This window comes from Psychrobacter sp. SC65A.3 (assembly GCF_025642195.1).
Lineage (GTDB): Bacteria > Pseudomonadota > Gammaproteobacteria > Pseudomonadales > Moraxellaceae > Psychrobacter > Psychrobacter cryohalolentis.
Genome location: NZ_CP106752.1, coordinates 2,318,619 through 2,340,966, shown reverse-complemented (window position 1 = coordinate 2,340,966; position 22,348 = coordinate 2,318,619). Strand labels below are relative to the sequence as shown.

General features: G+C 43.2%; 13 protein-coding genes, 4 tRNA genes and 3 rRNA genes. 14 read left to right on the top strand and 6 right to left on the bottom strand.

Annotated features, from left to right (window positions below; translation table 11 throughout):
* Positions 1 to 133: 133 nt before the first annotated feature.
* From OEG80_RS09840 to OEG80_RS09785, 12 genes are all read left to right on the top strand, one after another.
* Positions 134 to 1,009, top strand: coding sequence for a 23S rRNA (adenine(2030)-N(6))-methyltransferase RlmJ (locus tag OEG80_RS09840; protein ID WP_011512902.1), 876 nt, complete (start codon positions 134 to 136; stop codon positions 1,007 to 1,009).
* A gap of 10 nt (positions 1,010 to 1,019) precedes the next feature.
* Positions 1,020 to 1,967, top strand: coding sequence for a CDP-diacylglycerol--serine O-phosphatidyltransferase (pssA, locus tag OEG80_RS09835; RefSeq protein ID WP_263240656.1), 948 nt, complete (start codon positions 1,020 to 1,022; stop codon positions 1,965 to 1,967).
* 360 nt (positions 1,968 to 2,327) lie between these two features.
* A complete protein-coding gene (locus tag OEG80_RS09830) occupies positions 2,328 to 2,807 on the top strand; it encodes a hypothetical protein (RefSeq protein WP_263240655.1) in 480 nt (159 codons plus the stop codon).
* A gap of 658 nt (positions 2,808 to 3,465) precedes the next feature.
* Positions 3,466 to 5,004: ribosomal RNA gene (locus OEG80_RS09825) — 16S ribosomal RNA — on the top strand.
* Between the two features lie 85 nt (positions 5,005 to 5,089).
* Positions 5,090 to 5,166 (top strand) — tRNA-Ile (locus tag OEG80_RS09820).
* A 6-nt stretch (positions 5,167 to 5,172) separates the two neighbouring features.
* Positions 5,173 to 5,248, top strand: a tRNA-Ala gene (locus tag OEG80_RS09815).
* 380 nt (positions 5,249 to 5,628) lie between these two features.
* A 23S ribosomal RNA gene (locus tag OEG80_RS09810) occupies positions 5,629 to 8,490 on the top strand.
* A gap of 180 nt (positions 8,491 to 8,670) precedes the next feature.
* Positions 8,671 to 8,784: ribosomal RNA gene (gene rrf, locus OEG80_RS09805) — 5S ribosomal RNA — on the top strand.
* The 16S, 23S and 5S rRNA genes sit together here with 2 tRNA genes alongside, the layout of an rRNA operon.
* Positions 8,785 to 9,088: 304 nt before the next feature.
* Positions 9,089 to 10,318: a DUF262 domain-containing protein gene (locus OEG80_RS09800; protein WP_263240654.1), complete on the top strand. Its 1,230-nt coding sequence runs from the start codon at positions 9,089 to 9,091 to the stop codon at positions 10,316 to 10,318.
* A 203-nt stretch (positions 10,319 to 10,521) separates the two neighbouring features.
* A complete protein-coding gene (locus OEG80_RS09795) occupies positions 10,522 to 10,932 on the top strand; it encodes an OsmC family protein (protein ID WP_263240652.1) in 411 nt (136 codons plus the stop codon).
* A 52-nt stretch (positions 10,933 to 10,984) separates the two neighbouring features.
* Positions 10,985 to 11,449 (top strand): flavodoxin family protein, encoded by a 465-nt coding sequence (locus tag OEG80_RS09790; protein WP_263240651.1) that lies wholly within the window; start codon positions 10,985 to 10,987, stop codon positions 11,447 to 11,449.
* A gap of 74 nt (positions 11,450 to 11,523) precedes the next feature.
* Positions 11,524 to 12,177, top strand: a complete 654-nt coding sequence (locus OEG80_RS09785) for a DUF938 domain-containing protein (RefSeq protein WP_442792433.1) — start codon at positions 11,524 to 11,526, stop codon at positions 12,175 to 12,177.
* Positions 12,178 to 12,417: 240 nt separating this feature from the next.
* On the opposite strand, the gene OEG80_RS09780 is transcribed toward OEG80_RS09785, so the two are convergent.
* Entirely contained in the window at positions 12,418 to 13,221 is an 804-nt protein-coding gene (locus OEG80_RS09780) for a dienelactone hydrolase family protein (protein ID WP_263240650.1), read from the bottom strand.
* A gap of 445 nt (positions 13,222 to 13,666) precedes the next feature.
* Between OEG80_RS09780 and OEG80_RS09775 the strand changes: the two genes are divergently transcribed.
* The gene (locus OEG80_RS09775; protein ID WP_263240649.1) at positions 13,667 to 15,754 is read left to right on the top strand and encodes a catalase; all 2,088 of its coding nucleotides are present in this window, start codon (positions 13,667 to 13,669) and stop codon (positions 15,752 to 15,754) included.
* Between the two features lie 280 nt (positions 15,755 to 16,034).
* A complete protein-coding gene (locus OEG80_RS09770) occupies positions 16,035 to 16,817 on the top strand; it encodes an MBL fold metallo-hydrolase (protein ID WP_263240648.1) in 783 nt (260 codons plus the stop codon).
* Between the two features lie 57 nt (positions 16,818 to 16,874).
* Here OEG80_RS09770 and OEG80_RS09765 read toward each other — a convergent pair.
* The 5 genes from OEG80_RS09765 to holA all read right to left on the bottom strand — a co-directional run bounded on the left by OEG80_RS09765 (position 16,875) and on the right by holA (position 22,313).
* A tRNA-Lys gene (locus OEG80_RS09765) sits at positions 16,875 to 16,950 on the bottom strand.
* Positions 16,951 to 17,106: 156 nt separating this feature from the next.
* A tRNA-Lys gene (locus OEG80_RS09760) sits at positions 17,107 to 17,182 on the bottom strand.
* A gap of 338 nt (positions 17,183 to 17,520) precedes the next feature.
* A complete protein-coding gene (locus tag OEG80_RS09755; RefSeq protein WP_020442854.1) occupies positions 17,521 to 19,518 on the bottom strand; it encodes a MacB family efflux pump subunit in 1,998 nt (665 codons plus the stop codon).
* A 94-nt stretch (positions 19,519 to 19,612) separates the two neighbouring features.
* Positions 19,613 to 20,989: an efflux RND transporter periplasmic adaptor subunit gene (locus tag OEG80_RS09750; protein ID WP_263240647.1), complete on the bottom strand. Its 1,377-nt coding sequence runs from the start codon at positions 20,987 to 20,989 to the stop codon at positions 19,613 to 19,615.
* 247 nt (positions 20,990 to 21,236) lie between these two features.
* Entirely contained in the window at positions 21,237 to 22,313 is a 1,077-nt protein-coding gene (gene holA / locus OEG80_RS09745; RefSeq protein WP_263240645.1) for a DNA polymerase III subunit delta, read from the bottom strand.
* Positions 22,314 to 22,348: the final 35 nt, after the last annotated feature.

The window sequence follows — 22,348 nt, the reverse complement described above, 5'->3', positions numbered from 1 at the left end:
CATTATCTGTCATTACACTGTCAATCTATACCTTTACCCGATCAATCTATGCCTTTTTACCAAAACCATCGTTATCTTTTAGCCATCCTATGCTACCATAGATGCAATTTTTCTTATTTAAACTTTTGAACTTATGAATTATAAACACGCCTATCATGCTGGTAACTTTGCCGATGTTGTTAAACACATTCTATTGGTACAACTACTGAATCAAATGGGGCAAAAAAACAAACCTTTTTATGTGCTTGATGCTTATGGCGGTCGTGGACTGTATTCGCTCGGCAGTGAAGAGGCGCGCAAGACTGGTGAAGCCAAAGGCGGTATCCAAGCTTTGGTAAAAGCCGATGTCGAAAAAGCACCAGCTGCCATCAAAGACTATATGGAAGGCATTAAGCAAGCCCGTTTTACCTATGACAAAAAAGTCTATCCGGGTTCGCCATGGTGGATTGCCCATCATGTTGAAAAAAATCCAGATGCTGGCGTGCGCGGTGAAGCGTTTGAAGCCAAAGCCAGTGAATATGATGCACTGAACTATCAGCTACATAAATTGCCAATCGGTATTCATCATCGCAATGCTTTTGAAGGTATCGCTGCCGTGATTCCGCCAAAAGAAAAGCGCGGCTTGATATTTTTAGATCCTCCTTACGAGCAGGAGCATAAAGACTTCACGCGTCTAATCGATTTGTTGGTGCATTCTTATAACAAGTGGCCACAAGGCACTTATGCATTATGGTTCCCAATCAAGAACATCGATGCGGTTGAGCTGTTCTATAAAAAGCTCAAGCGTACTGAGATGAGACGTCAGCTGGTTTGTGAGCTAAATATTTATCCTAAAGATATCGCTGTCGGTCTAAACGGTACAGGGCTACTTGTGATCAATCCGCCATGGCAGTTCGATAACCAAGCGCGTGAGATACTACGTTTCTTACAGCCTGTATTAAAAGTTGCTGATGCACCAGATTTAACACCTGATAGTGCAACCACCGTCCGCTGGTTGGTTGGCGAATAAGGATATTGTTATGACGACTGATCAATCATCACGTAGCCTTGAAAAAAATAGTCTTGCAAAGGGTAGTCTGGTCACTGATAAAGTGATGAATGACGGTTTGATTAAAGAGCCCTTATTACAAGATAGCGCTGCCACTCAACCGCCTTTTATGGATGAGCATGATTTCGATATTCGCTTGGCGGATAATGAGAACTATGATGGGCTGACGTTCGAGGTGATTGAAGCAGAAGTCGCTGAAGGTAAGCGGGTGGTCAGTCGCGGTGTTTATTTAGCACCCAACTTAATCACCACTTTATCGCTGCTGTCAGGCTTTTATTCTATTTTAGCCAGTACCCAAGGTGAGTTTTATAAAGCCTCTTTAGCGATTTTCTTATCGGCTATTTTGGATGGCGCAGATGGCAGGGTAGCGCGTATGCTTAATGCGCAAAGCCCCTTTGGTGAGCAGTATGATTCGCTTGCCGATATGTTAGCCTTCGGTGTTGCACCGGCAATCTTAATTTATAGCTTTGCTTTGCAGCCATTAGGTCGTATTGGGCTTGGCTGTGCGTTTGTCTTTACTGCCTGTGCCGCCTTCCGTCTAGCGCGTTTTAACGTTCAGATTGGTGAGGTCGATAAAAAATACTTTGTTGGTTTGGCCAGTCCGCTTGCCGCTATTTTGGTCACAGCGGCTGTTATGGTTGCCGTTGATCACAATCAATGGATCGGACAATACGATACGCTTGTGATGTTTTTATTTGCTGCTTGGGTCGTTATTTGCGGTTTGCTGATGGTTAGCAACGTCAAATACTATAGTTTTAAAGAGTTTGATAAGAAGAAAGTCCCTTTTGTGGTGCTTATCGTTGGTGTATTGGTCATGAGTATCGTGTTATATGATATTCCAGTCGGCATTTTAGCGATTGGTGTTATTTATGCCTTGTCAGGTATTTTTAGCACCTTACAAGCCAAAGCGACCAGTTAATACTATAGCTTTTTATAGTAAATATTAACTTAAGACACGCAAACAAAAACCGCTTATTTTTTAATAGGCGGTTTTTGTTTGCGTATTAGTTTTCGAATCTATTGGGCACTGAAATATAGCTCTGATAGAGATAACCACAACAATAGAAAAGTTAAAATAAAACACTACAAATAGCTATTGATTGGGTGCAATATTAAAGCCTTATCCAATGCTATTGTCTGTAATCTATATAAAGTTTATACGATGAGCCTTCCTATAACGCCATTTGATAACTAAGCTGAGGTTATTATGCTGAACTTACCTATTTTTAATCGCCTATTACCTGCTTCAAGGACCTCAAACAATTTGTTAAGAGGTTTGATGGCAAGCGCTTTATTTTCGTTGTCATTTATTTCAGTTTCTACATATGCCACTACTAGTAATTCAGTAAGTACAATATCTCGCGCTGAAGCTGCCAATCCAGCTAATTTTAAGCATTTAAACATCAATGGTAATGCAGTAACTTCCGCATCAGCACCATGCTCTATTAAAAAAGGGCTGATTGCTTGTGGTCTTGAAAAGCTTAAGCTAATCAATAGTAGTATTAACGAGATAGATGCGGATTATGATTTGGCACAAGCTTTTTACTATCCATCAAAATCGCAGCCTAAGACAGCGGTTGTTGTCATTACCCGTTCTGGTCTCATGGATGATAGTGTGAGTGCAGAACGTTACCGTATTAGTTTTACCTTAAAAGGCAAGCCGTCTGATTTAAATTGGCAATGGGTACAGTATGGGGTGCAATATCAATGTGTTCGCGGTAATAAAGTAGGGAAATGGACGAAAAGTCTTTGTTCTTAATGGAATCTTGCATTGAATGCCAAGCCTAGTGTTTTCAACCAAGTAAAAATAAACCCTAATAATCCCTTGACCCTCTACTAAAACAGCGTATACTGCCACCCAGTCGGAGAGGAAGGCGGGTTGGAGTGGTTTACCGCTTAGACAATTTAGCCAACCGGAAAAATTACTTTTAAGTTAACTCAAATTAAAATAATTTACTTCTTGACTTACTAATTAAAGCGTCTATAATACGCACCTCATTAAGACGAACCGGAATCAGCTACTGTGTGATTACACAATAACTAACCAGTTAACTTAAAGAAACAAATTAAGAAAAGAAGTTGACAGACTATTAAAACATGATATGATGGTCAGCTCGCTAAATAGGATAAGCCAGATTGGTTTAGCACATTTAGTCAGAATACTCTTACTGGACGACAGTAGAGACATTATTTAAAAGCATAACTAAAGAACAACTTGTGTGGATTTTTGCTGATTCAGAATGCTAAAAAATAAAGTTGGTTGACTATCTTTTCGATAGGATTCTAACTATAAAAATTATCATTTAAGACAGTAAAAAAACTCAAAGTTAATTCATTACGAACATAATTTTTAGCGATTTTGCCAGATTAGATGAGCCAAGTTTAGAAGTCTCTTTAAAGGACTTCATAGCAAGATTAAACTGAAGAGTTTGATCATGGCTCAGATTGAACGCTGGCGGCAGGCTTAACACATGCAAGTCGAGCGGAAACGATGATAGCTTGCTATCAGGCGTCGAGCGGCGGACGGGTGAGTAATACTTAGGAATCTACCTAGTAGTGGGGGATAGCACGGGGAAACTCGTATTAATACCGCATACGACCTACGGGAGAAAGGGGGCAGTTTACTGCTCTCGCTATTAGATGAGCCTAAGTCGGATTAGCTAGATGGTGGGGTAAAGGCCTACCATGGCGACGATCTGTAGCTGGTCTGAGAGGATGATCAGCCACACCGGGACTGAGACACGGCCCGGACTCCTACGGGAGGCAGCAGTGGGGAATATTGGACAATGGGGGAAACCCTGATCCAGCCATGCCGCGTGTGTGAAGAAGGCCTTTTGGTTGTAAAGCACTTTAAGCAGTGAAGAAGACTCTTCGGTTAATACCCGGAGACGATGACATTAGCTGCAGAATAAGCACCGGCTAACTCTGTGCCAGCAGCCGCGGTAATACAGAGGGTGCAAGCGTTAATCGGAATTACTGGGCGTAAAGGGAGCGTAGGTGGCTCGATAAGTCAGATGTGAAATCCCCGGGCTCAACCTGGGAACTGCATCTGATACTGTTGAGCTAGAGTATGTGAGAGGAAGGTAGAATTCCAGGTGTAGCGGTGAAATGCGTAGAGATCTGGAGGAATACCGATGGCGAAGGCAGCCTTCTGGCATAATACTGACACTGAGGCTCGAAAGCGTGGGTAGCAAACAGGATTAGATACCCTGGTAGTCCACGCCGTAAACGATGTCTACTAGTCGTTGGGTCCCTTGAGGACTTAGTGACGCAGCTAACGCAATAAGTAGACCGCCTGGGGAGTACGGCCGCAAGGTTAAAACTCAAATGAATTGACGGGGGCCCGCACAAGCGGTGGAGCATGTGGTTTAATTCGATGCAACGCGAAGAACCTTACCTGGTCTTGACATATCTAGAATCCTGCAGAGATGCGGGAGTGCCTTCGGGAATTAGAATACAGGTGCTGCATGGCTGTCGTCAGCTCGTGTCGTGAGATGTTGGGTTAAGTCCCGCAACGAGCGCAACCCTTGTCCTTAGTTACCAGCGGGTTAAGCCGGGAACTCTAAGGATACTGCCAGTGACAAACTGGAGGAAGGCGGGGACGACGTCAAGTCATCATGGCCCTTACGACCAGGGCTACACACGTGCTACAATGGTAGGTACAGAGGGCAGCTACACAGCGATGTGATGCGAATCTCAAAAAGCCTATCGTAGTCCAGATTGGAGTCTGCAACTCGACTCCATGAAGTAGGAATCGCTAGTAATCGCGGATCAGAATGCCGCGGTGAATACGTTCCCGGGCCTTGTACACACCGCCCGTCACACCATGGGAGTTGATTGCACCAGAAGTGGATAGCTTAACCTTCGGGGGAGCGTTCACCACGGTGTGGTTGATGACTGGGGTGAAGTCGTAACAAGGTAGCCGTAGGGGAACCTGCGGCTGGATCACCTCCTTATAGATGGCATTCGGTCAGCAAGAATTCACAACAAGTTGTTCTTTAGTTTAAGCTAGTTTATTAGCTAGAGGTATATGCCTCGTACAGGCCTGTAGCTCAGCTGGTTAGAGCACCGTGTTGATAACGCGGGGGTCGGCAGTTCAAGTCTGCCCAGGCCTACCATTATTAGGGGCCATAGCTCAGTTGGTAGAGCGCCTGCCTTGCACGCAGGAGGTCAACGGTTCGACTCCGTTTGGCTCCACCACATAATAAACTATTCTTTAGATGCTAATAAATAAATAGGTATCAAATAGAAACAAGTGATTCGTCTTAGTAAAGACAAGATTACTTCTTTCTGTTTTATACAGAATCTGTGACTCGACGAGAGCACAGAGACTATTTAAAAACATAGATATGAGTCTGGGTTAGGAACACGTGTTCACGCGTTGTTTCTAACCTTAATAACTCACTACTTAACGACATCAGTTGTTATCCCAGTGGTGAGTTATTAAAAAAGTAAAGAGAACTGAATCAAGCGTATAAAATTAGGTGATATCGTTATCATAATTAGACTTATATAGCACTTAGAAATCTAACTCCTATCTTTAGTAATAAAGGTTAGAGAAAGACTACTTGGGGTTGTATGGTCAAGTAATGAAGCGCACATGGTGGATGCCTTGGCAGTCAGAGGCGATGAAAGACGTGACAGCCTGCGATAAGCTTCGGGGAGGCGGCAATATCCTGTGATCCGGAGATTTCTGAATGGGGAAACCCACCTACCATAAGGTAGGTATCTTGTACTTGTACAAGAGGCAAACGAGGGGAAGTGAAACATCTCAGTACCCTTAGGAAAAGACATCAAATGAGATTCCCCAAGTAGCGGCGAGCGAACGGGGAGAAGCCGATTAATGCTAATGTAGAAGAACAGCGTGGGAAAGCTGACCGTAGTAGGTGATAGTCCTGTATTCGAAACATTAGCGTTAACATATTAAGTAGGGCGGGACACGAGAAATCCTGTTTGAAGATGGGGGGACCATCCTCCAAGGCTAAATACTCCTGACTGACCGATAGTGAACCAGTACCGTGAGGGAAAGGCGAAAAGAACCCCTGTGAGGGGAGTGAAATAGAACCTGAAACCGTGTGCGTACAAGCAGTGGGAGCCTTAATTTATTAGGGTGACCGCGTACCTTTTGTATAATGGGTCAGCGACTTATGTTCTGTAGCAAGGTTAACCGTTTAGGGGAGCCGTAGGGAAACCGAGTCTTAATAGGGCGTTTAGTTGCAGGGCATAGACCCGAAACCGAGTGATCTATCCATGAGCAGGTTGAAAGTGCCGTAACAGGCACCGGAGGACCGAACCCACTATCGTTGAAAAGCTAGGGGATGACTTGTGGATAGGGGTGAAAGGCTAATCAAACTCGGTGATAGCTGGTTCTCCCCGAAAGCTATTTAGGTAGCGCCTCGGACGAACACCATTGGGGGTAGAGCACTGTTTCGGCTAGGGGGTCATACCGACTTACCAAACCGATGCAAACTCCGAATACCGATGAGTGATATCCGGGAGACACACAGTGGGTGCTAACGTCCATTGTGGAGAGGGAAACAACCCAGACCGCCAGCTAAGGCCCCAAATTCCTAGTTAAGTGGGAAACGAGGTGGGAAGGCATAGACAGCTAGGAGGTTGGCTTAGAAGCAGCCATCCTTTAAAGAAAGCGTAATAGCTCACTAGTCGAGTCGGCCCGCGCGGAAGATGTAACGGGGCTCAAACTAGGAGCCGAAGCTGCGGATTTGAATTTGTTTTCAAGTGGTAGGGGAGCGTTGTGTAAGCCTGTGAAGGTGTGTCGTAAGGCATGCTGGAGGTATCACAAGAGCGAATGCTGACGTGAGTAACGATAATGCGAGTGAAAAGCTCGCACGCCGGAAGATCAAGGGTTCCAGTCCAACGTTAATCGGGGCTGGGTGAGTCGACCCCTAAGGCGAGGCCGAAAGGCGTAGTCGATGGGAAATCGGTTAATATTCCGATACTTGTTTATAATGCGATGGAGGGACGGAGTAGGTTATGTCAGCCTGGCGTTGGTTGTCCAGGTGAAAGGATGTAGGCAGACAGTTTAGGCAAATCCGGACTGTCATTATGCTGAGATCTGATAGCAAGCTGTACTTGTACAGCGAAGTGGCAAATACCATGCTTCCAGGAAAAGCTTCTAAGCAATAGTTATAAACGAATCGTACCCTAAACCGACACAGGTGATCAGGTAGAGAATACCAAGGCGCTTGAGAGAACTCTGCTGAAGGAACTAGGCAAAATGGTACCGTAACTTCGGGAGAAGGTACGCTGCCGATGGTGATAGGACTTGCTCCTTGAGCTGTTGGCAGTCGCAGATACCAGGCTGCTGCAACTGTTTATTAAAAACACAGCACTCTGCAAACACGAAAGTGGACGTATAGGGTGTGATGTCTGCCCGGTGCTGGAAGGTTAATTGATGGGGTTAGCGTAAGCGAAGCTCTTGATCGAAGCCCCAGTAAACGGCGGCCGTAACTATAACGGTCCTAAGGTAGCGAAATTCCTTGTCGGGTAAGTTCCGACCTGCACGAATGACATAATGATGGCAGCGCTGTCTCCAGCAGAGACTCAGTGAAATCGAAATCGCAGTGAAGATGCTGTGTACCCGCGGCTAGACGGAAAGACCCCGTGAACCTTTACTACAGCTTTACATTGAACTTTGACCTGACTTGTGCAGGATAGGTGGGAGGCTTTGAAGCAGACACGCTAGTGTTTGTGGAGCCAATCTTGAAATACCACCCTGGTCATGTTGGGGTTCTAACTCAGGTATAACAATACCGAGGACAATGTATGGTGGGTAGTTTGACTGGGGCGGTCTCCTCCTAAAGAGTAACGGAGGAGTACGAAGGTGCGCTCAGACCGGTCGGAAATCGGTCGTAGAGTATAAAGGCAAAAGCGCGCTTAACTGCGAGACCCACAAGTCGAGCAGGTACGAAAGTAGGTCTTAGTGATCCGGTGGTTCTGTATGGAAGGGCCATCGCTCAACGGATAAAAGGTACTCTGGGGATAACAGGCTGATACCGCCCAAGAGTTCATATCGACGGCGGTGTTTGGCACCTCGATGTCGGCTCATCTCATCCTAGGGCTGAAGCAGGTCCTAAGGGTATGGCTGTTCGCCATTTAAAGAGGTACGCGAGCTGGGTTTAGAACGTCGTGAGACAGTTCGGTCCCTATCTACCGTGGGCGTTGGAAATTTGAGAGGATCTGCTCCTAGTACGAGAGGACCAGAGTGGACGAACCTCTGGTGTTCGGGTTGTCACGCCAGTGGCATTGCCCGGTAGCTACGTTCGGATGGGATAATCGCTGAAAGCATCTAAGCGAGAAGCCCACCTCAAGATTAGATTTCCCTAAAGAGCCGTTGAAGACTACGACGTTGATAGGCAGGGTGTGGAAGCACAGCGATGTGTGTAGCTAACCTGTACTAATTGCTCGTTTGGCTTGACCATACAACACCCAAGTGGTTTGTATGAAAGCTCTAATTAATCTATCTTGTATAGCCTAGGCTATAGAATATATAATTTCGATATCACCTTTAACCTTGATTCAGTTAGGTTACAAGTTGGTCGACCAATAGATAATATCTTGACGTCAAAACAATAATAACAGACTCATATCTAACCCCCTTTGCTGACGACAATAGCACGATGGAACCACCTGATCCCTTCCCGAACTCAGAAGTGAAACATCGTCGCGCCAATGGTAGTGTGGTTCGCCCATGTGAGAGTAGGTCATCGTCAGCTCTCTATTCCTAGATAAACCCCCAACGTTAATTCGTTGGGGGTTTTCTTTTGCCTGACGTTTGGAAAGGGTGGTGAAAATACGTGGGTTTTACAATTGGTTTGAAAGGTTAAAAACTTAGAAGCTATGGATTAAAGACTTGTTTGCTAACTTCCACTAACGGAGTTACGAGGACTAGCAATGACTTATGCAAGAGGTCTAATAATTATCCTTAATACAATATTAAAGCTTCTTTATCGGTCAAAATGCCAACAAGTGTGGAATAGTGTATGATATGAATTATTCTATTTTTAGCTGGGAAAATTTATGGCTGCTAAATCAAATTTGGTAAATCTTGATGCAATGATCAAAAGAGCTGATTTTGCACATAGGCAAGATGAAAACTCATCCTTTGAAACGTTCAATAGCATTCCTGCAAGAGAGTTAGCTACAGGAAGTCCAATAGTGGCTTTGCTTAGGAAGCCTGATTTCCAAAGGGAAACTAATCATTGGACGCCAAATCAGGTTGTATCTTTGCTTGAATGTTATATTAATGGTGATCTAATACCTTCGGTAATTTTATGGATGTCGCCTTCATATTTATTTGTGATTGATGGTGGTCATAGATTGAGTGTTATTCGTGCTTGGATGGAAGACGATTACGGAGATGGCTATATATCACACAAACTATTTGGTCATGATATTTCGATTGAACAAAAGAAAGCTGCAGACAAGACTAGAAAGTTAGTAAAAGAACAGATAGGGACCTGGAATTACTATAAAAGTCTTTTAGATGACAATGACAATGATGATATAACGCCCGAACAAAGAAGAAAACTTACTACTTTAACCGCTCGTGGATTACCCGTTCAATGGGTTAAGGGTGATACTAACAAAGCTGAAACATCATTTTTTAATATTAATATGAAAGGAACTCCATTAGATACACTTGAAGAGCTGCTATTAAGAAATCGTAAAAAACCTGTTCCTATAGCTGCTAGAGCAATAATTAGAGCAGGCAAAGGACATCGTTATTGGTCTCTATTCGATCAAGAAAAAGCAGAAAAAATAGAGGAGCAGTCGCTTAAGTTACATAGACTTTTATTTGATCCTGAAATTAAGAAACCTATTAAAACACTAGATCTTCCTCTCAGTGGCTCAAAGGGTATACGAACTGCACTCCAAATACTTATTGAGTTTATTGCTATATCAAATTCAAACCAACAAGACGGTATAACTAAGTTGGAAGACCATCCAGACGATATTAATGGAGATGGGACTCTAAACGTATTGAAAAAGACAATAAGTTTAGCTTCTAGGATAACGGGAAATGATCGTGGTAGCTTGGGCCTTCATCCTGCAATCTATTTCTATGGCCCTACAGGTCGTCATTCAAGTGCTATGTTTCTTGGGGCAGCATCTCTTTTTAATGAAAAACTAGATGTCGATAAATCTGTATCTTATGATCATATTAAAAGAGTTAGAGAAGGTGGTGATGGTCGTTCTGAGAATGTACAACTTACGCATCCATATTGCAATCAGTCTATTAAACAATAAATAGTTTATATGACACCTTCGTTGCACCCTACTTAAACATTGCACATTGCACATTGCACATTGAATATTTATATAGAAGTCCCCGCGTTTAAACTTTCAAGTTTTGACTAAAATATCTATAGTAATTACTATATATCAAAGAGTTATTCAAAAATATTTAAAGAGTTAATAATCCAACAATAATAACTATCAAAGAGAACCCCATGACAACTTCAAAAGTAACCTATCAAGGCAATTTACGTACCCAAGCCATTCATCTACAGTCAAATAATGAAATCATTACCGACGCGCCTACTGACAATCAGGGTAAAGGCGAAGCGTTTTCACCGACTGATTTATTGGCGACCAGCTTAGCCAGTTGTATGCTCACTATTATTGGTATCAAAGCTCGTGATATGGAGATTGATATCGCAGGCACTACCGCTGAAGTAACGAAAGTAATGGCAGCTGACCCAAGACGCGTTAGTGAAGTGCATATTGCCATTACTTTTAATCAACAATTAGATGACAAGACGCAAAAGATATTCTATAACACTGCGCTCACTTGTCCGGTTGCGAAAAGTATTCATCCTGATATTATGCAAAAGGTGACTATTAATTCTAAGAGCTATTGATTCCAAGAACTACTAATTCAAAAACCTAGTAACCTCTATAATGGTGATTAATATGGCTAGCAAAACCTTGCTTATCGTCGCTCATGCGCCATCGCCTAATACCAAAAAATTGGCACAAGCGGCTTACGATGGTGCCAATCATCCCGATATAGATATTAATGTCATATTGAAGTCGCCACAAGATACCCAGCCTGATGATGTGCTGGCAGCTGATGCGCTGTTATTAGGGACGACTGAGAACTTGGCTTATATGGCAGGACTGACCAAGGACTTCTTTGATCGCTGTTACTATCCTGTGTTAGAGAAGAAACAGGGTATGCCATTTGCGTTATATATTCGTGCAGGACATGATGGTACGGGCACCAAACTTGCGATGAAGACGATTACCACTGGACTGCGTTGGGAATGGATTCAAGAAGCGCTGATTTTACAAGGCGATTGGCAAGAGGCATTTACTGAGCAAGTCGAAGAGTTAGCGATGACGCTGGCAGCTGGAATAGAGGCAGGTATTTATTAGTTTTTTTAATGCTTTGCTTGTAGTCATTATTTCTATCAAAGCTGTGATAACGAAGGCATATAAGGATATTAGCAGTGTTTAATAATGATTTAGATAATAGCCAATCTATTGCTCCTGTTGGTATGCCGTTTTCTCAAGCCTGTGAAAATAATAAGCAGCCAATTTTAGAAATTTTACAGCAGGAATTGCAAGATTTTAATCATGTATTGGAAGTGGGTTCAGGAACAGGACAGCATAGTGTGTATTTTGCACCGAGATTGGCGCATTTAACATGGCAGACTAGTGATGTGTCAGCGCATCATGCCACTATCAGTGCTTGGCATACTGCTTATCCTGTGCCCAATTTATATGCACCACTGGCTTTTGATTTGGCAGTGGATTCACTACCGATGAGTCTTGCTAGCAATCAGCCCTATGATGCGGTATTTACTGCTAACACTCTGCATATCATCTCATGGTTGCTGGTTGAGCAATTATTTAAGTTAGTAGGTGAGGCTTTACCTATAAATGGAAAGTTAATCGTATATGGACCATTTAATGAAAACGGACATTATACCAGCGCGGGTAATCAGCAGTTTGATAGCAGCCTCAGACAACGCGATCCAAAGAGCGGCATTCGTCATTTAGAAGACATAATAGCTTTGGCAAAGACATATCATCTAAACCTATCTGATAAATATGCGATGCCCGCTAATAACCAGCTATTGGTATTTCAAAAAATTGGATAATGAAGCTTTGGCATAAAAAGACCTCTTAATCGATCGTTATAAGATCTTGATTGAGAAGTCTTTTTTTTATATCTATAATTGATCCCAAATAAAAAAGATGCGTTATATTGCAACGCGGAACAGGTACAAATATTTCTGGCGTGCTGTGCCTACGCCGACAGAGCCTACGAAAAATTTATTCCCATTCCGCTGTATCGTTTTAATACTGAATTTACTATATTTAAATTATATACAGTCAAATTATTTATAGGCTTCTGCTAAAAAATCTAAATAACGTTTCCAAGAACGCTCATCAGCACGGGCATCATATCTATCGCTTCCGAACACACTAAAGGCATGTGGCGCACCACTATAGGTTAGCATCTCATGTGGCACTTTTGCCGCTTCTAACGTCTTACCCAAAGTGGCAAAGCTTTCAAGGGAGACGGATTCATCCGCAGAGCCATGAAATACCAATATCTCGCCAGTCGTCTTATCATAACTTTGACCTATTGGGGTGTCAAAGGCACCATGGAAAGGGACAAACGCTTTTTGTGGGAATCCTGAGCGTGCTAGCTCTAAAGCAACCGTACCGCCAAAACAATAGCCCATCGTTACACCTGTGCGTGCATCATTGCCTTGCTCTTGGCCAGCGTTCAATGCGCCTTGAAGTAGGCGGCGCATTTTGCTGCGATCGTCATATAGTGCACCGGTTAAGCGTTTATTGTCTTCAATAGTTGACGGGCGGATACCTTTCCCAAACATATCAGCAGCCAGTACGTTATAGCCCTCACTTGCCAACATATCAGCGCGCTTGCGCTCATAATCTGTTAGCCCATCCCAATCATGAATCAGTAATATAAATGGCGCATTGGGTTTATCTGCTTTGGCGTAATAGCCCTCATAGGGTTGATTATCTACTGTATAAGTGACATTTTTAGTGGTAATCGCTGCTGCTGTTTGGCTAAGTAGTAGTGCTGTTAAGCCTAGAGAGGCGCTGTACAATAACTTTTCGCCGTAGCGCTTAGATGATTTGGGAGAAGTGGATGTCAATGTGAATGTCATGAGTAGCCTCATTATGTTAGTTAAAAAATGTCAATGAAAAATAGCGTATTTCAAAACCGATCCACCCTTTTAACCCTAATGAGCAGACACCTTTTACAGGATAGCGTAAAGAATAACGACATAACAACGCTATATTGTTAAAAATAATAGACGTTATCATTGTTTGTAAGCTTAACTAATGCCTGATTTTCTTAACCAAATATCAACACGCTTAACCATATAGTTGACATACCTAAGCAAAATTTTTGAGTAAGATAATTGTTGAGCTCAGCATTGCTATCTCAAGAGTGCTTGAATCAGTTTTTATCTTTAACCGTGCTACAACACAGAAAATAAACGGACATTTGAAGTCGCCACTATTGCTACGGATATAAAAACTGTGTTAGCGCTTATTAAATGGTCTAGTTATAGTCCATTTTTACTCATCAGCTAGCTAGGATATTTTATGAATAAGAATATTGATCATACCGACCCCGCTAAAGACATGAATATGGAACGTGGCAATGGTGGTGAAACCCATCAACGTGCAGGTGATGACACCAAAGTACTCACCACCCAACAGGGTGTACCAATTTCGGACAATCAAAACTCACTCAAAGCAGGACCGCGCGGTCCAACGCTATTAGAGGATTTTGTCTTACGTGAAAAGATCCATCACTTTGACCATGAGCGTATTCCTGAGCGTATTGTGCATGCGCGTGGTAGTGCCGCACACGGTTATTTTGAGCTGACCGAATCATTAGAAGAATATACCACGGCTAAAATTTTGACTGAAACGGGTAAGCAAACGCCACTATTTACGCGTTTTTCAACTGTTGCCGGTAGCAAAGGCTCAAAAGATACACCGCGTGATGTACGTGGCTTTTCAGTCAAAGTTTATACCGAAGAAGGCAACTGGGATTTGGTCGGTAATGACATGCCGATTTTCTTCATCCAAGATGCAATGAAATTCCCAGACCTTGTCCATGCAGTCAAACCTGAGCCGGATCGTGGTTTTCCGCAAGCAGCGTCCGCTCATGATACGTTTTGGGATTTTGTCTCATTAAGTCCTGAAACCATGCACAACGTCATTTGGTTGATGAGTGATCGCGGGATACCACGTAGCTTACGCATGATTGAAGGTTTTGGTATTCATAGTTATCGCCTAATTAATAAAGAAGGCAAAAGTACCTTTATGAGTTTCCACTGGAAACCAGTGCTTGGTGTACAATCAACGACATGGGATGAAGCGGTAAAAATCTCTGGTGCCGATCCTGATTATCATCGCCGCGATTTGTTTGAATCGATTAATAACGGTGATTTCCCTGAATGGGAATTTGGCGTGCAATTATTCACGGAAGAAGAAGCCAATGACTTTCCGTTCGATCATTTAGATGCGACCAAGCTGATTCCAGAAGAAATGGTGCCCGTCAAAATCGTTGGTAAAATGGTACTAAATCGTTATCCTGATAATTTCTTTGCTGAAACAGAACAAGTGGCTTTCTGTCCATCGCATGTACCACCGGGTATCGATTTTAGTAATGATCCCTTATTACAAGGTCGTCTGTTCAGCTACTTGGACACTCAGTTATCGCGCTTAGGCTCACCAAATTTTGCACAAATTCCAATCAATGCACCAAAATGTCCGTTTGCTAATAATCAGCAAGATGGTCATATGCAGATGCAAGTACCAAAAACGCGCGTGCTTTATGAGCCACAAAGTCTTGATCCTACCAGACCACGTGAGAGTGTGAAGAAAGGCTTTGCGTCTTTTGCTGAGACGCTAGATGATGGTGTTAAAGGTCGCGTGCGCGCTGAGAGCTTCGCGGATCATTATAGTCAGCCACGTATGTTCTATCGCAGCCAAACGACAGTTGAACAAGCACACATTGCCTCAGCCTATGCTTTTGAGCTAGGTAAAGTAGATACAGCGCATGTCCGTAGTCGTACGCTTAGTCATCTACGTAATATCGATGAAGATTTGGCAAGTCGCGTAGCAAAAGCGTTGGGTATGGAGCTGCCGGAAGCTGCTGAATCTGCCGCACCTATTCAAGATATGGAAATCTCTCCAGCCGTAAGAACGATTGGTCTGTCACCTAAGAGCTTAAAGGGTCGCATGATTGGTATTTTGGTAGCGGAAGGCTCAAAGCATAGTGAAATAGAGAAGTATGAGAAGGCAGCGCAAGCACAAGGTGCCAGTGTCAAAATTATTGCACCGAATAAAGAAGTCAAATTGGACGATGATACCATCATACAAGCTGATGAGCGTGTAGCAGGGGGTCCATCCGTGATGTTTGATGCCGTGGTTAGTATCATCATGCCTGACCAAGCTAAGAAGTTGGCTAAAGACAGTGCTACGTTAGATTGGTTCACCGACGCTTATGTACACTGTAAAGCGATTTCTTATTGCGGGGCAACGGACGAGTTTATCTTAAGTAAACTACCGATTGAAAAAGATGCCTTTGTCACGCCACTATCTGATATAGACGTCTTTATTGAAAATGCCAAATCGCGCTTATGGGAACGTGAGCCAAAGGTTCGTGACTTAGCTTAATTTGGCTTAATATATTCGTATGTAAATCTCCAACAATGAACTCAGCCACTGTGCTGGGTTTTTTTATGAGAATTTTTTATTCTTCAGCCTAAATAATTTTTAGTCACAAGCGTTCACTGAATATTACTTCTAAACCGTTATTGAACGTTATAATCATTAATCATATTGTTTAATAACATCAAGAATACGGCAATGAATAAGCTGGTTAAATATAGCCTTTGCTTTCATATATGGATATTTAAATGGCTAATATAAGCGTTATATTAGATAAAGGGATATTATGAGTTTAGTAGATATCGTTGCGATAGAGGGATATATTCAGACAACGTATATGGCGGTTTATCCTGACAAGTTATTATTGTTAGATTCAGGGTGTCGATGTGATGTCGATAAGATTTTAGCGTATATTACCGACACTCTAAAACGTCCAGTTGAGCAACTTAAGACCGTCATGGTCACGCATATGCATCCCGATCATGCGGGCGGCGCTAAGCTGTTGCAGCAAAAAACCGGCTGTCAGATAGTTACCGCAATGTCCGAAAAGCCTTGGTACCATGGTGTTTTGGGTAGAATTGCCCATCTGAATGATTTGGGATTGACTTATTATGTCGCCAGTCGCCAAGGTAAGTCCATGACCAACGTCTGGTACCACCCCATTTTAAAAGCGGATATCACTGTTGAAGATGGCGACCGTGTGCCAAATTTTGACGATTGGATCGTCTTGGAGACGCCAGGGCATACCGATCGGGACTTGTCTTTATGGCATCCGCAAAGCAAGCAGGCGTATACCGCCGATCTGATATTAATTATCAAAAATAGATTTGTCTCGCCTTACTTAATTACTTTACCTGACGCTTACCGCGCGTCATTGGACAAGGTAAAAGCACTACAACCAGATACTTTATTACTGGCGCATGATAAAAGAGTTAAGCTTAGCGATAAAGACTTTGAAAAATTGATAGAACGGGCACCGAATGAACTACGCAAAACAACGTTACAAAATGGTTTTAAGCTCATGCTTGCACAAGTTAAATTTGCTCGTAAAAGAGTAGATACCCCTTAATCAAATAATACAAACAAAAAAAAGCCCAATCATTAAATGATTGGGCTTTCCTAAATATGGTGGGCCGACCGCGACTCGAACGCGGGACCAATTGATTAAAAGTCAACTGCTCTACCAACTGAGCTATCGGCCCTGAGAAGCGTTAAAAAATTGTATGACAATTTTAGCTTCGCAAGATAAATTTCCTTAAAGGGAAATTTATTAAAACTAGACATCAAAAAGGATGTCTTTAAACTTATTACATCACTACCGGATAGGGTAGCATACATAAGAAGGGTAATACTAAAGATGGTGGGCCGACCGCGACTCGAACGCGGGACCAATTGATTAAAAGTCAACTGCTCTACCAACTGAGCTATCGGCCCTAAAGAGTATAAAAAAAGCACTGCTTTTTTGACTCTACAAGTGAAAATTCTTTTAAGGGAATTTTCGGTAAGTTTAAGGTCTTTCTTTATTGACTGCTCAATATCAAAAGAGGCATCAAACTTGTTTCATATTTAGATAATTTGTATCTCTAAACGTGAGAGCACATTATATATATAATTAAGACAAATACAACCCCGAATCAGCAAAAAAGTTAAAAATCTTAGATAATAATGAATGTTTTTTAACTTTGACTCTTATTTGGCTATCGAGTCACCTATTATCGCGGATAGTTTGTTATTTTAAAAATGATGTTTGAAAATTTTTGCTTAAAATCTTACTAATCTCTAGAGAGCGCTTCAACAGGATCCAATTTGGCGGCATTACGGGCAGGCAAGAATCCAAATACCACGCCAATAAGTGTCGAACAAACAAAGGCGGCAATAATGGAGGTCGAAGAATAAATGACTTTAAAACTATCACCACCAACACGGTTAATCAGCTCACCAATAGCAAACGCCATACCAATACCTAATAGACCACCTAATATACAGACCAAAATGGCTTCAATCAAAAACTGCTGCATGATATCGCTTTGACGAGCACCGACTGCCATACGTACGCCAATCTCATTGGTGCGCTCGGTCACGGATACCAGCATGATATTCATGACGCCAATACCGCCGACAATCAGAGAGATAATGGCGATAGAGGATATCAGCAAGGTCAATGCTGCCGTTGTAGATTCAATGGTTTGACGGATAGAGTCGGAGTTACGTATGCGAAAATCATCGGTACCGTGACGGCTTTTCATCAGATCTGAGATGGCAGACTCAGCGGCAGAAGAGGAGATGTTATTATCAATCAGCGCAATAAAACTCTCGATATAGGCGCTGCCTATGAGCCGTGACATCATGGTGGTATAGGGCATATATAAAGTAGGGGTGTCGACGCTTCTACTAAATCCGCCTTCGTTTGGCTCCAGTACCCCAATCACGCGTCCAGGAACACTACCTATCAATAGTACCTCACCGATAGGGTTTGCTATAGTAGGAAAGAAGGTTTTATGTGCATTGCTGTCGATAATAATATCTTGGGTGCGGCGTAAGATGCTTTGTTCATCAAAGCCTTGACCCATTGCCAATGTTTCACCACTGACATCGAGATAATCTTTACCTACTCCGCTGATACTGGCGGCTTCTTGGACATTACGATAGCGGACGCTCATATTGCTATTCAGCTGTGGACTGACACTAAGTACATAAGGCTGATCTGCAACCGCTTGGGCATCCTGTGGGGTCAAGTTATCATCATTATACTGACGTCTAGGATCGCCGTAAGGGTAGCCGTCGGTGACGGTGATGGTATTGGTACCTAGTGAGCTGATATTAGACAATATCTGCTCTTGTGAGCCTTTACCGAGCCCGACAACCGATACCACAGAGGCAATACCAATGATGATACCTAGCATTGTCAGCAGAGTACGCATTTTATGCGCCCGCATAGCAAGTAAAGACATTTTAAACGATTCAAGCAAGCGGTCGATAAAGCTGCCAAACGCGCTCTTACGGTGTTTGTCTATTATCGACGCAGGTTGTGCTGCTGGACGCTGATAGTCTTCGTTTTTATAATCGGCAATGATATAACCGTCTTTGATTTCAATCACGCGCTCAGCTTGAGCAGCAAGACTGGGGTCATGCGTTACCATAATAATGGTATGACCTTGCGCATTTAAGTCTTTCAAGATTTGTACGACATCTTTGCCTGACTTGCTATCTAGCGCGCCTGTCGGCTCATCCGCTAAGATAATATCACCGCCGTTCATCAATGCCCTTGCGATAGACACACGCTGCTGCTGACCACCCGATAACTGGCTTGGGCGATTATTGACTTTGTCCGCCAGTCCCAAATCTGATAAGAGCTTCTCGGCACGCTCATTGCGCGCTTGCCCATCCATCCCTGCATAGACGGCAGGCACAGAGACATTGTCACGGGCACTGATGTCACCCAATAGATGGTAACGCTGAAAAATAAAACCAAAGTGTTCACGGCGCAGCTTTGCCAGTTCATCAGGGGCTAAACGATTAACGGATTGACCAAATACTTGATAATCGCCGGCAGTCGCTTGATCCAAGCAGCCCAAAATATTCATCAAGGTTGATTTGCCTGAGCCTGATTGTCCAATAATAGCCACCATCTCGCCTTGATGGATGGTTAGATTGATATCGTGCAATACACGAATGGTCTGCTCGCCGGCTTTAAACTCTCTAATCAAGCCTTTGACTTGCATCAAAGGCTTATCAGTAACGGCGTTAGCATAAAGATCTTGGCTGCTCATTTACTATCCTGCTTATCTTAATCAATATCAAAGCTGATTTGTCGCTCGTTTGAATGTCATTTAAATCTTGTTCTATCTGATTTTGGAGTTAAGGCTAAAACGGTCTGCCGCCTCTGCCACCACTGCCTTTGCTGCCACTATCTGGTCCCTCTTCGCTTAAGATAACCTCGTCACCTTTTTTAAGACCACTCAATATCTCCGCATTGACGCGGTTATTGATACCAACTGTGACAGCTTGTTCAACCACTGTGCCATCAGCTTTAAGAACGCGTACATTTGCCATAGTCGCCGTAGAATCACTGTCAGCATTCGCCGTAGTATTCTTAGTAGTCAGATTTTTTGAATTTTTAGATTTCCCAGTTTTACTGGCAGGTTGCAGTGCGGCAGAAGGGATAAGCAGCGCGTCTTTTGCTTGGTTAATGATGATATAAACTTGCGCGGTCATATCGATACGAAAGCGGCGCTCGGTATTGGGCACTTCGATATAACCAACGTAATAAATGGCGGCATCGGTCGAGCTGGTATCACTGATTTTCTCAGGAGCCGGTTCAATCGCTTTAAGGATCGAATCATATTTTTGGTCGGGATTACCGATGATATTAAAATAAACAGGCAAGCCCGCTTTGACATTAATGACGTCAGCTTCAGAGATTTGAGCATTGATGCGTACGGTAGATAAATCAGCTAAGGTAACAATGGTCGGTGCACTTTGATTGGCATTGACCGTTGTCCCTTGCTCAGTCGTTACCGATACTACAGTACCTGACATCGGCGCGCGAATGGTGGTGTAGCTTAAATCTTCTTGCGCGGTGCTGACGTTGGTTTGAGATTTACGTAATGCTGCCTGCTGGCTGTTAATATTCGCTGCAGTAGTGGCAATAGCGGCTTTAGCCGTATCGATAGAGGCACGCGCATTGGCGACTGCTGCCTGCGCAGTTTGTACCTTTGTCCCTTGAGTATCATAATCCTGCTGTGATATCGCGTCGATAGCGAGTAAGCCTTGCAAGCGTGAAAAATCTGCTTGCGCTTGTCTTAACTCAGCTTGGCGGCTGGCAAGATCTGCCTGCACACTTTTTAAACCTGCTTGACGACTTAACGACTCAGCTCGTGCACTTTGTAGCGCCGCTTCACTTTGCTCAAGGCTTGCTTGCTCATTGCTTAGACTGTTCTTCTGCGTTACTTGGTCAATCTGCGCAATCAAATCGCCTTTTTGCACTTCATCACCGACTTCAACGAATAGTCGCGTCACTTCACCAGATACTTGCGCACCAACATCGACGGTATTTAAAGCTTTAACTTTACCCGATGCCATAACGTTGTTTTCGATATCGCCAATCTCAGCGGTCGCTGTTAGATAGTTGGGTGTTACTTCTTTTGGTTTTAAGGTTTTGTAGGCTAAAACCCCTAAAGCGATGATGACGAGGGCAATAATGCCCCATTTAATAGCAGAGTTTTTGCTAATTTTGCGCATGACGACAATCCAATAACAAGAAAATCAAATGTAACTATAAATGTCACTATAATAGAGGCTCGACGGACAAAAGGGAATGGGAGTTAGTTTGCGAAAGGTTAAGAAGAGATATTGAGGCAGGTTTTGCAGAGGAGATTTGGATTTGTGCAGGAAGTTTATCGTTGAAAAAGCAGGTTAAGAAATAATATCGTTCTTATAGGTATTATTGGTTACTGACTGATAAATAACTAAGAATTCATCACTCTGGTCATTTAGTAGGGAACAAACGTTTTCCTGATAATTCTAACGCAGCTTGTAGTAATAGCTCCCATGCTGGCTGGATAATAAGACCTTTGATTGCCTGATCACAGCGATAAAGCAGAGCAGGCCACGCGGCTGATTGCGCTTTTGACTGACGACGACAGGCTTGCTGATATAAGCCTTGTTTACTGCGCCAAATACCTAGGGCTTGCGGATCTTGACCATCCATCAGTTGCATGATTTGTCGCATGTCTTTACTGATTGCCCATAATACTAAGGTTGTTGGCTCATCCGTGGCTTTGAGCTGAAATATGATTTTAGCGACTTGGGCACTATTGCCAGCAAGCATCGCATCGGACAAATCAAACACGCTAAACTGCGCATCGCTGACCAATGCCGCTTGTAAGTCATTAATATCTAGTGCGACCTGTGATAGGTGCGGGCTAGAGTTTGTAGTTTCTTGAATGGCAGCATCATTATTTGCCATGAGTTGTGGGGCAAACAAATAGGATAAACGCCATAAGGTTTGATAGGCACTGAGCAAATGATGTTCAGTATGTGACATGAGTAGCTGCCACGCTTCTTGCGATAGCTTTAAGCCAAACTGCTGCGCTTGTATCTGCAATAACTGCTGACGCTGCTGCTCATTATACAAATTACAGTCGATGACGTGACCATATTGCGCAAATGGCGTGAACCACTTGCTGCTCTGAGCGCGTTTGTCTTGTTTTGGGGTCAACCATAATAAGCTATGACTGTGGCTGCCTGCTTGAGCGTCCTGTGCAAAGCGTTCAAGTTCTGTAATGACTGCCTTATCAGGTTTATGGTTGCCTGTGACAATCAAGGCACTGGCATCATCAAATAAAGACTGGCTGCCAAGCTCTGTCAATACTTCTTGCCAGCTCTTAACTGATACCAGCTCAATACGCTTAATGGCGTAATTCTGCGCGCGCCAATGTGGACGCAGCGCATCGATGAGCCATTGACTTAATAATGGCTCGTCACCATGTGCTAGCCACAAGCCTGCTACAGCAAATGAGGATCGCTGTAGTTTTGGATAAGCTTGTATAAAAGTATCTTGCATAAAAGGCTAACGCACACAAAGTTGTGAATAAAAAA

Excerpts from the sequence above, each read along its gene's own strand:
- OEG80_RS09770 (WP_263240648.1), top strand. The coding sequence starts at position 16,035 with ATGAGTTTAGTAGATATCGTTGCGATAGAGGGATATATTCAGACAACG.
- pssA (WP_263240656.1), top strand. The coding sequence starts at position 1,020 with ATGACGACTGATCAATCATCACGTAGCCTTGAAAAAAATAGTCTTGCA.
- OEG80_RS09755 (WP_020442854.1), bottom strand. The coding sequence starts at position 19,518 with ATGAGCAGCCAAGATCTTTATGCTAACGCCGTTACTGATAAGCCTTTG.
- OEG80_RS09840 (WP_011512902.1), top strand. The coding sequence starts at position 134 with ATGAATTATAAACACGCCTATCATGCTGGTAACTTTGCCGATGTTGTT.
- OEG80_RS09795 (WP_263240652.1), top strand. The coding sequence starts at position 10,522 with ATGACAACTTCAAAAGTAACCTATCAAGGCAATTTACGTACCCAAGCC.
- OEG80_RS09800 (WP_263240654.1), top strand. The coding sequence starts at position 9,089 with ATGGCTGCTAAATCAAATTTGGTAAATCTTGATGCAATGATCAAAAGA.
- OEG80_RS09750 (WP_263240647.1), bottom strand. The coding sequence starts at position 20,989 with ATGCGCAAAATTAGCAAAAACTCTGCTATTAAATGGGGCATTATTGCC.
- OEG80_RS09775 (WP_263240649.1), top strand. The coding sequence starts at position 13,667 with ATGAATAAGAATATTGATCATACCGACCCCGCTAAAGACATGAATATG.
- holA (WP_263240645.1), bottom strand. The coding sequence starts at position 22,313 with ATGCAAGATACTTTTATACAAGCTTATCCAAAACTACAGCGATCCTCA.
- OEG80_RS09790 (WP_263240651.1), top strand. The coding sequence starts at position 10,985 with ATGGCTAGCAAAACCTTGCTTATCGTCGCTCATGCGCCATCGCCTAAT.
- OEG80_RS09830 (WP_263240655.1), top strand. The coding sequence starts at position 2,328 with ATGGCAAGCGCTTTATTTTCGTTGTCATTTATTTCAGTTTCTACATAT.
- OEG80_RS09780 (WP_263240650.1), bottom strand. The coding sequence starts at position 13,221 with ATGACATTCACATTGACATCCACTTCTCCCAAATCATCTAAGCGCTAC.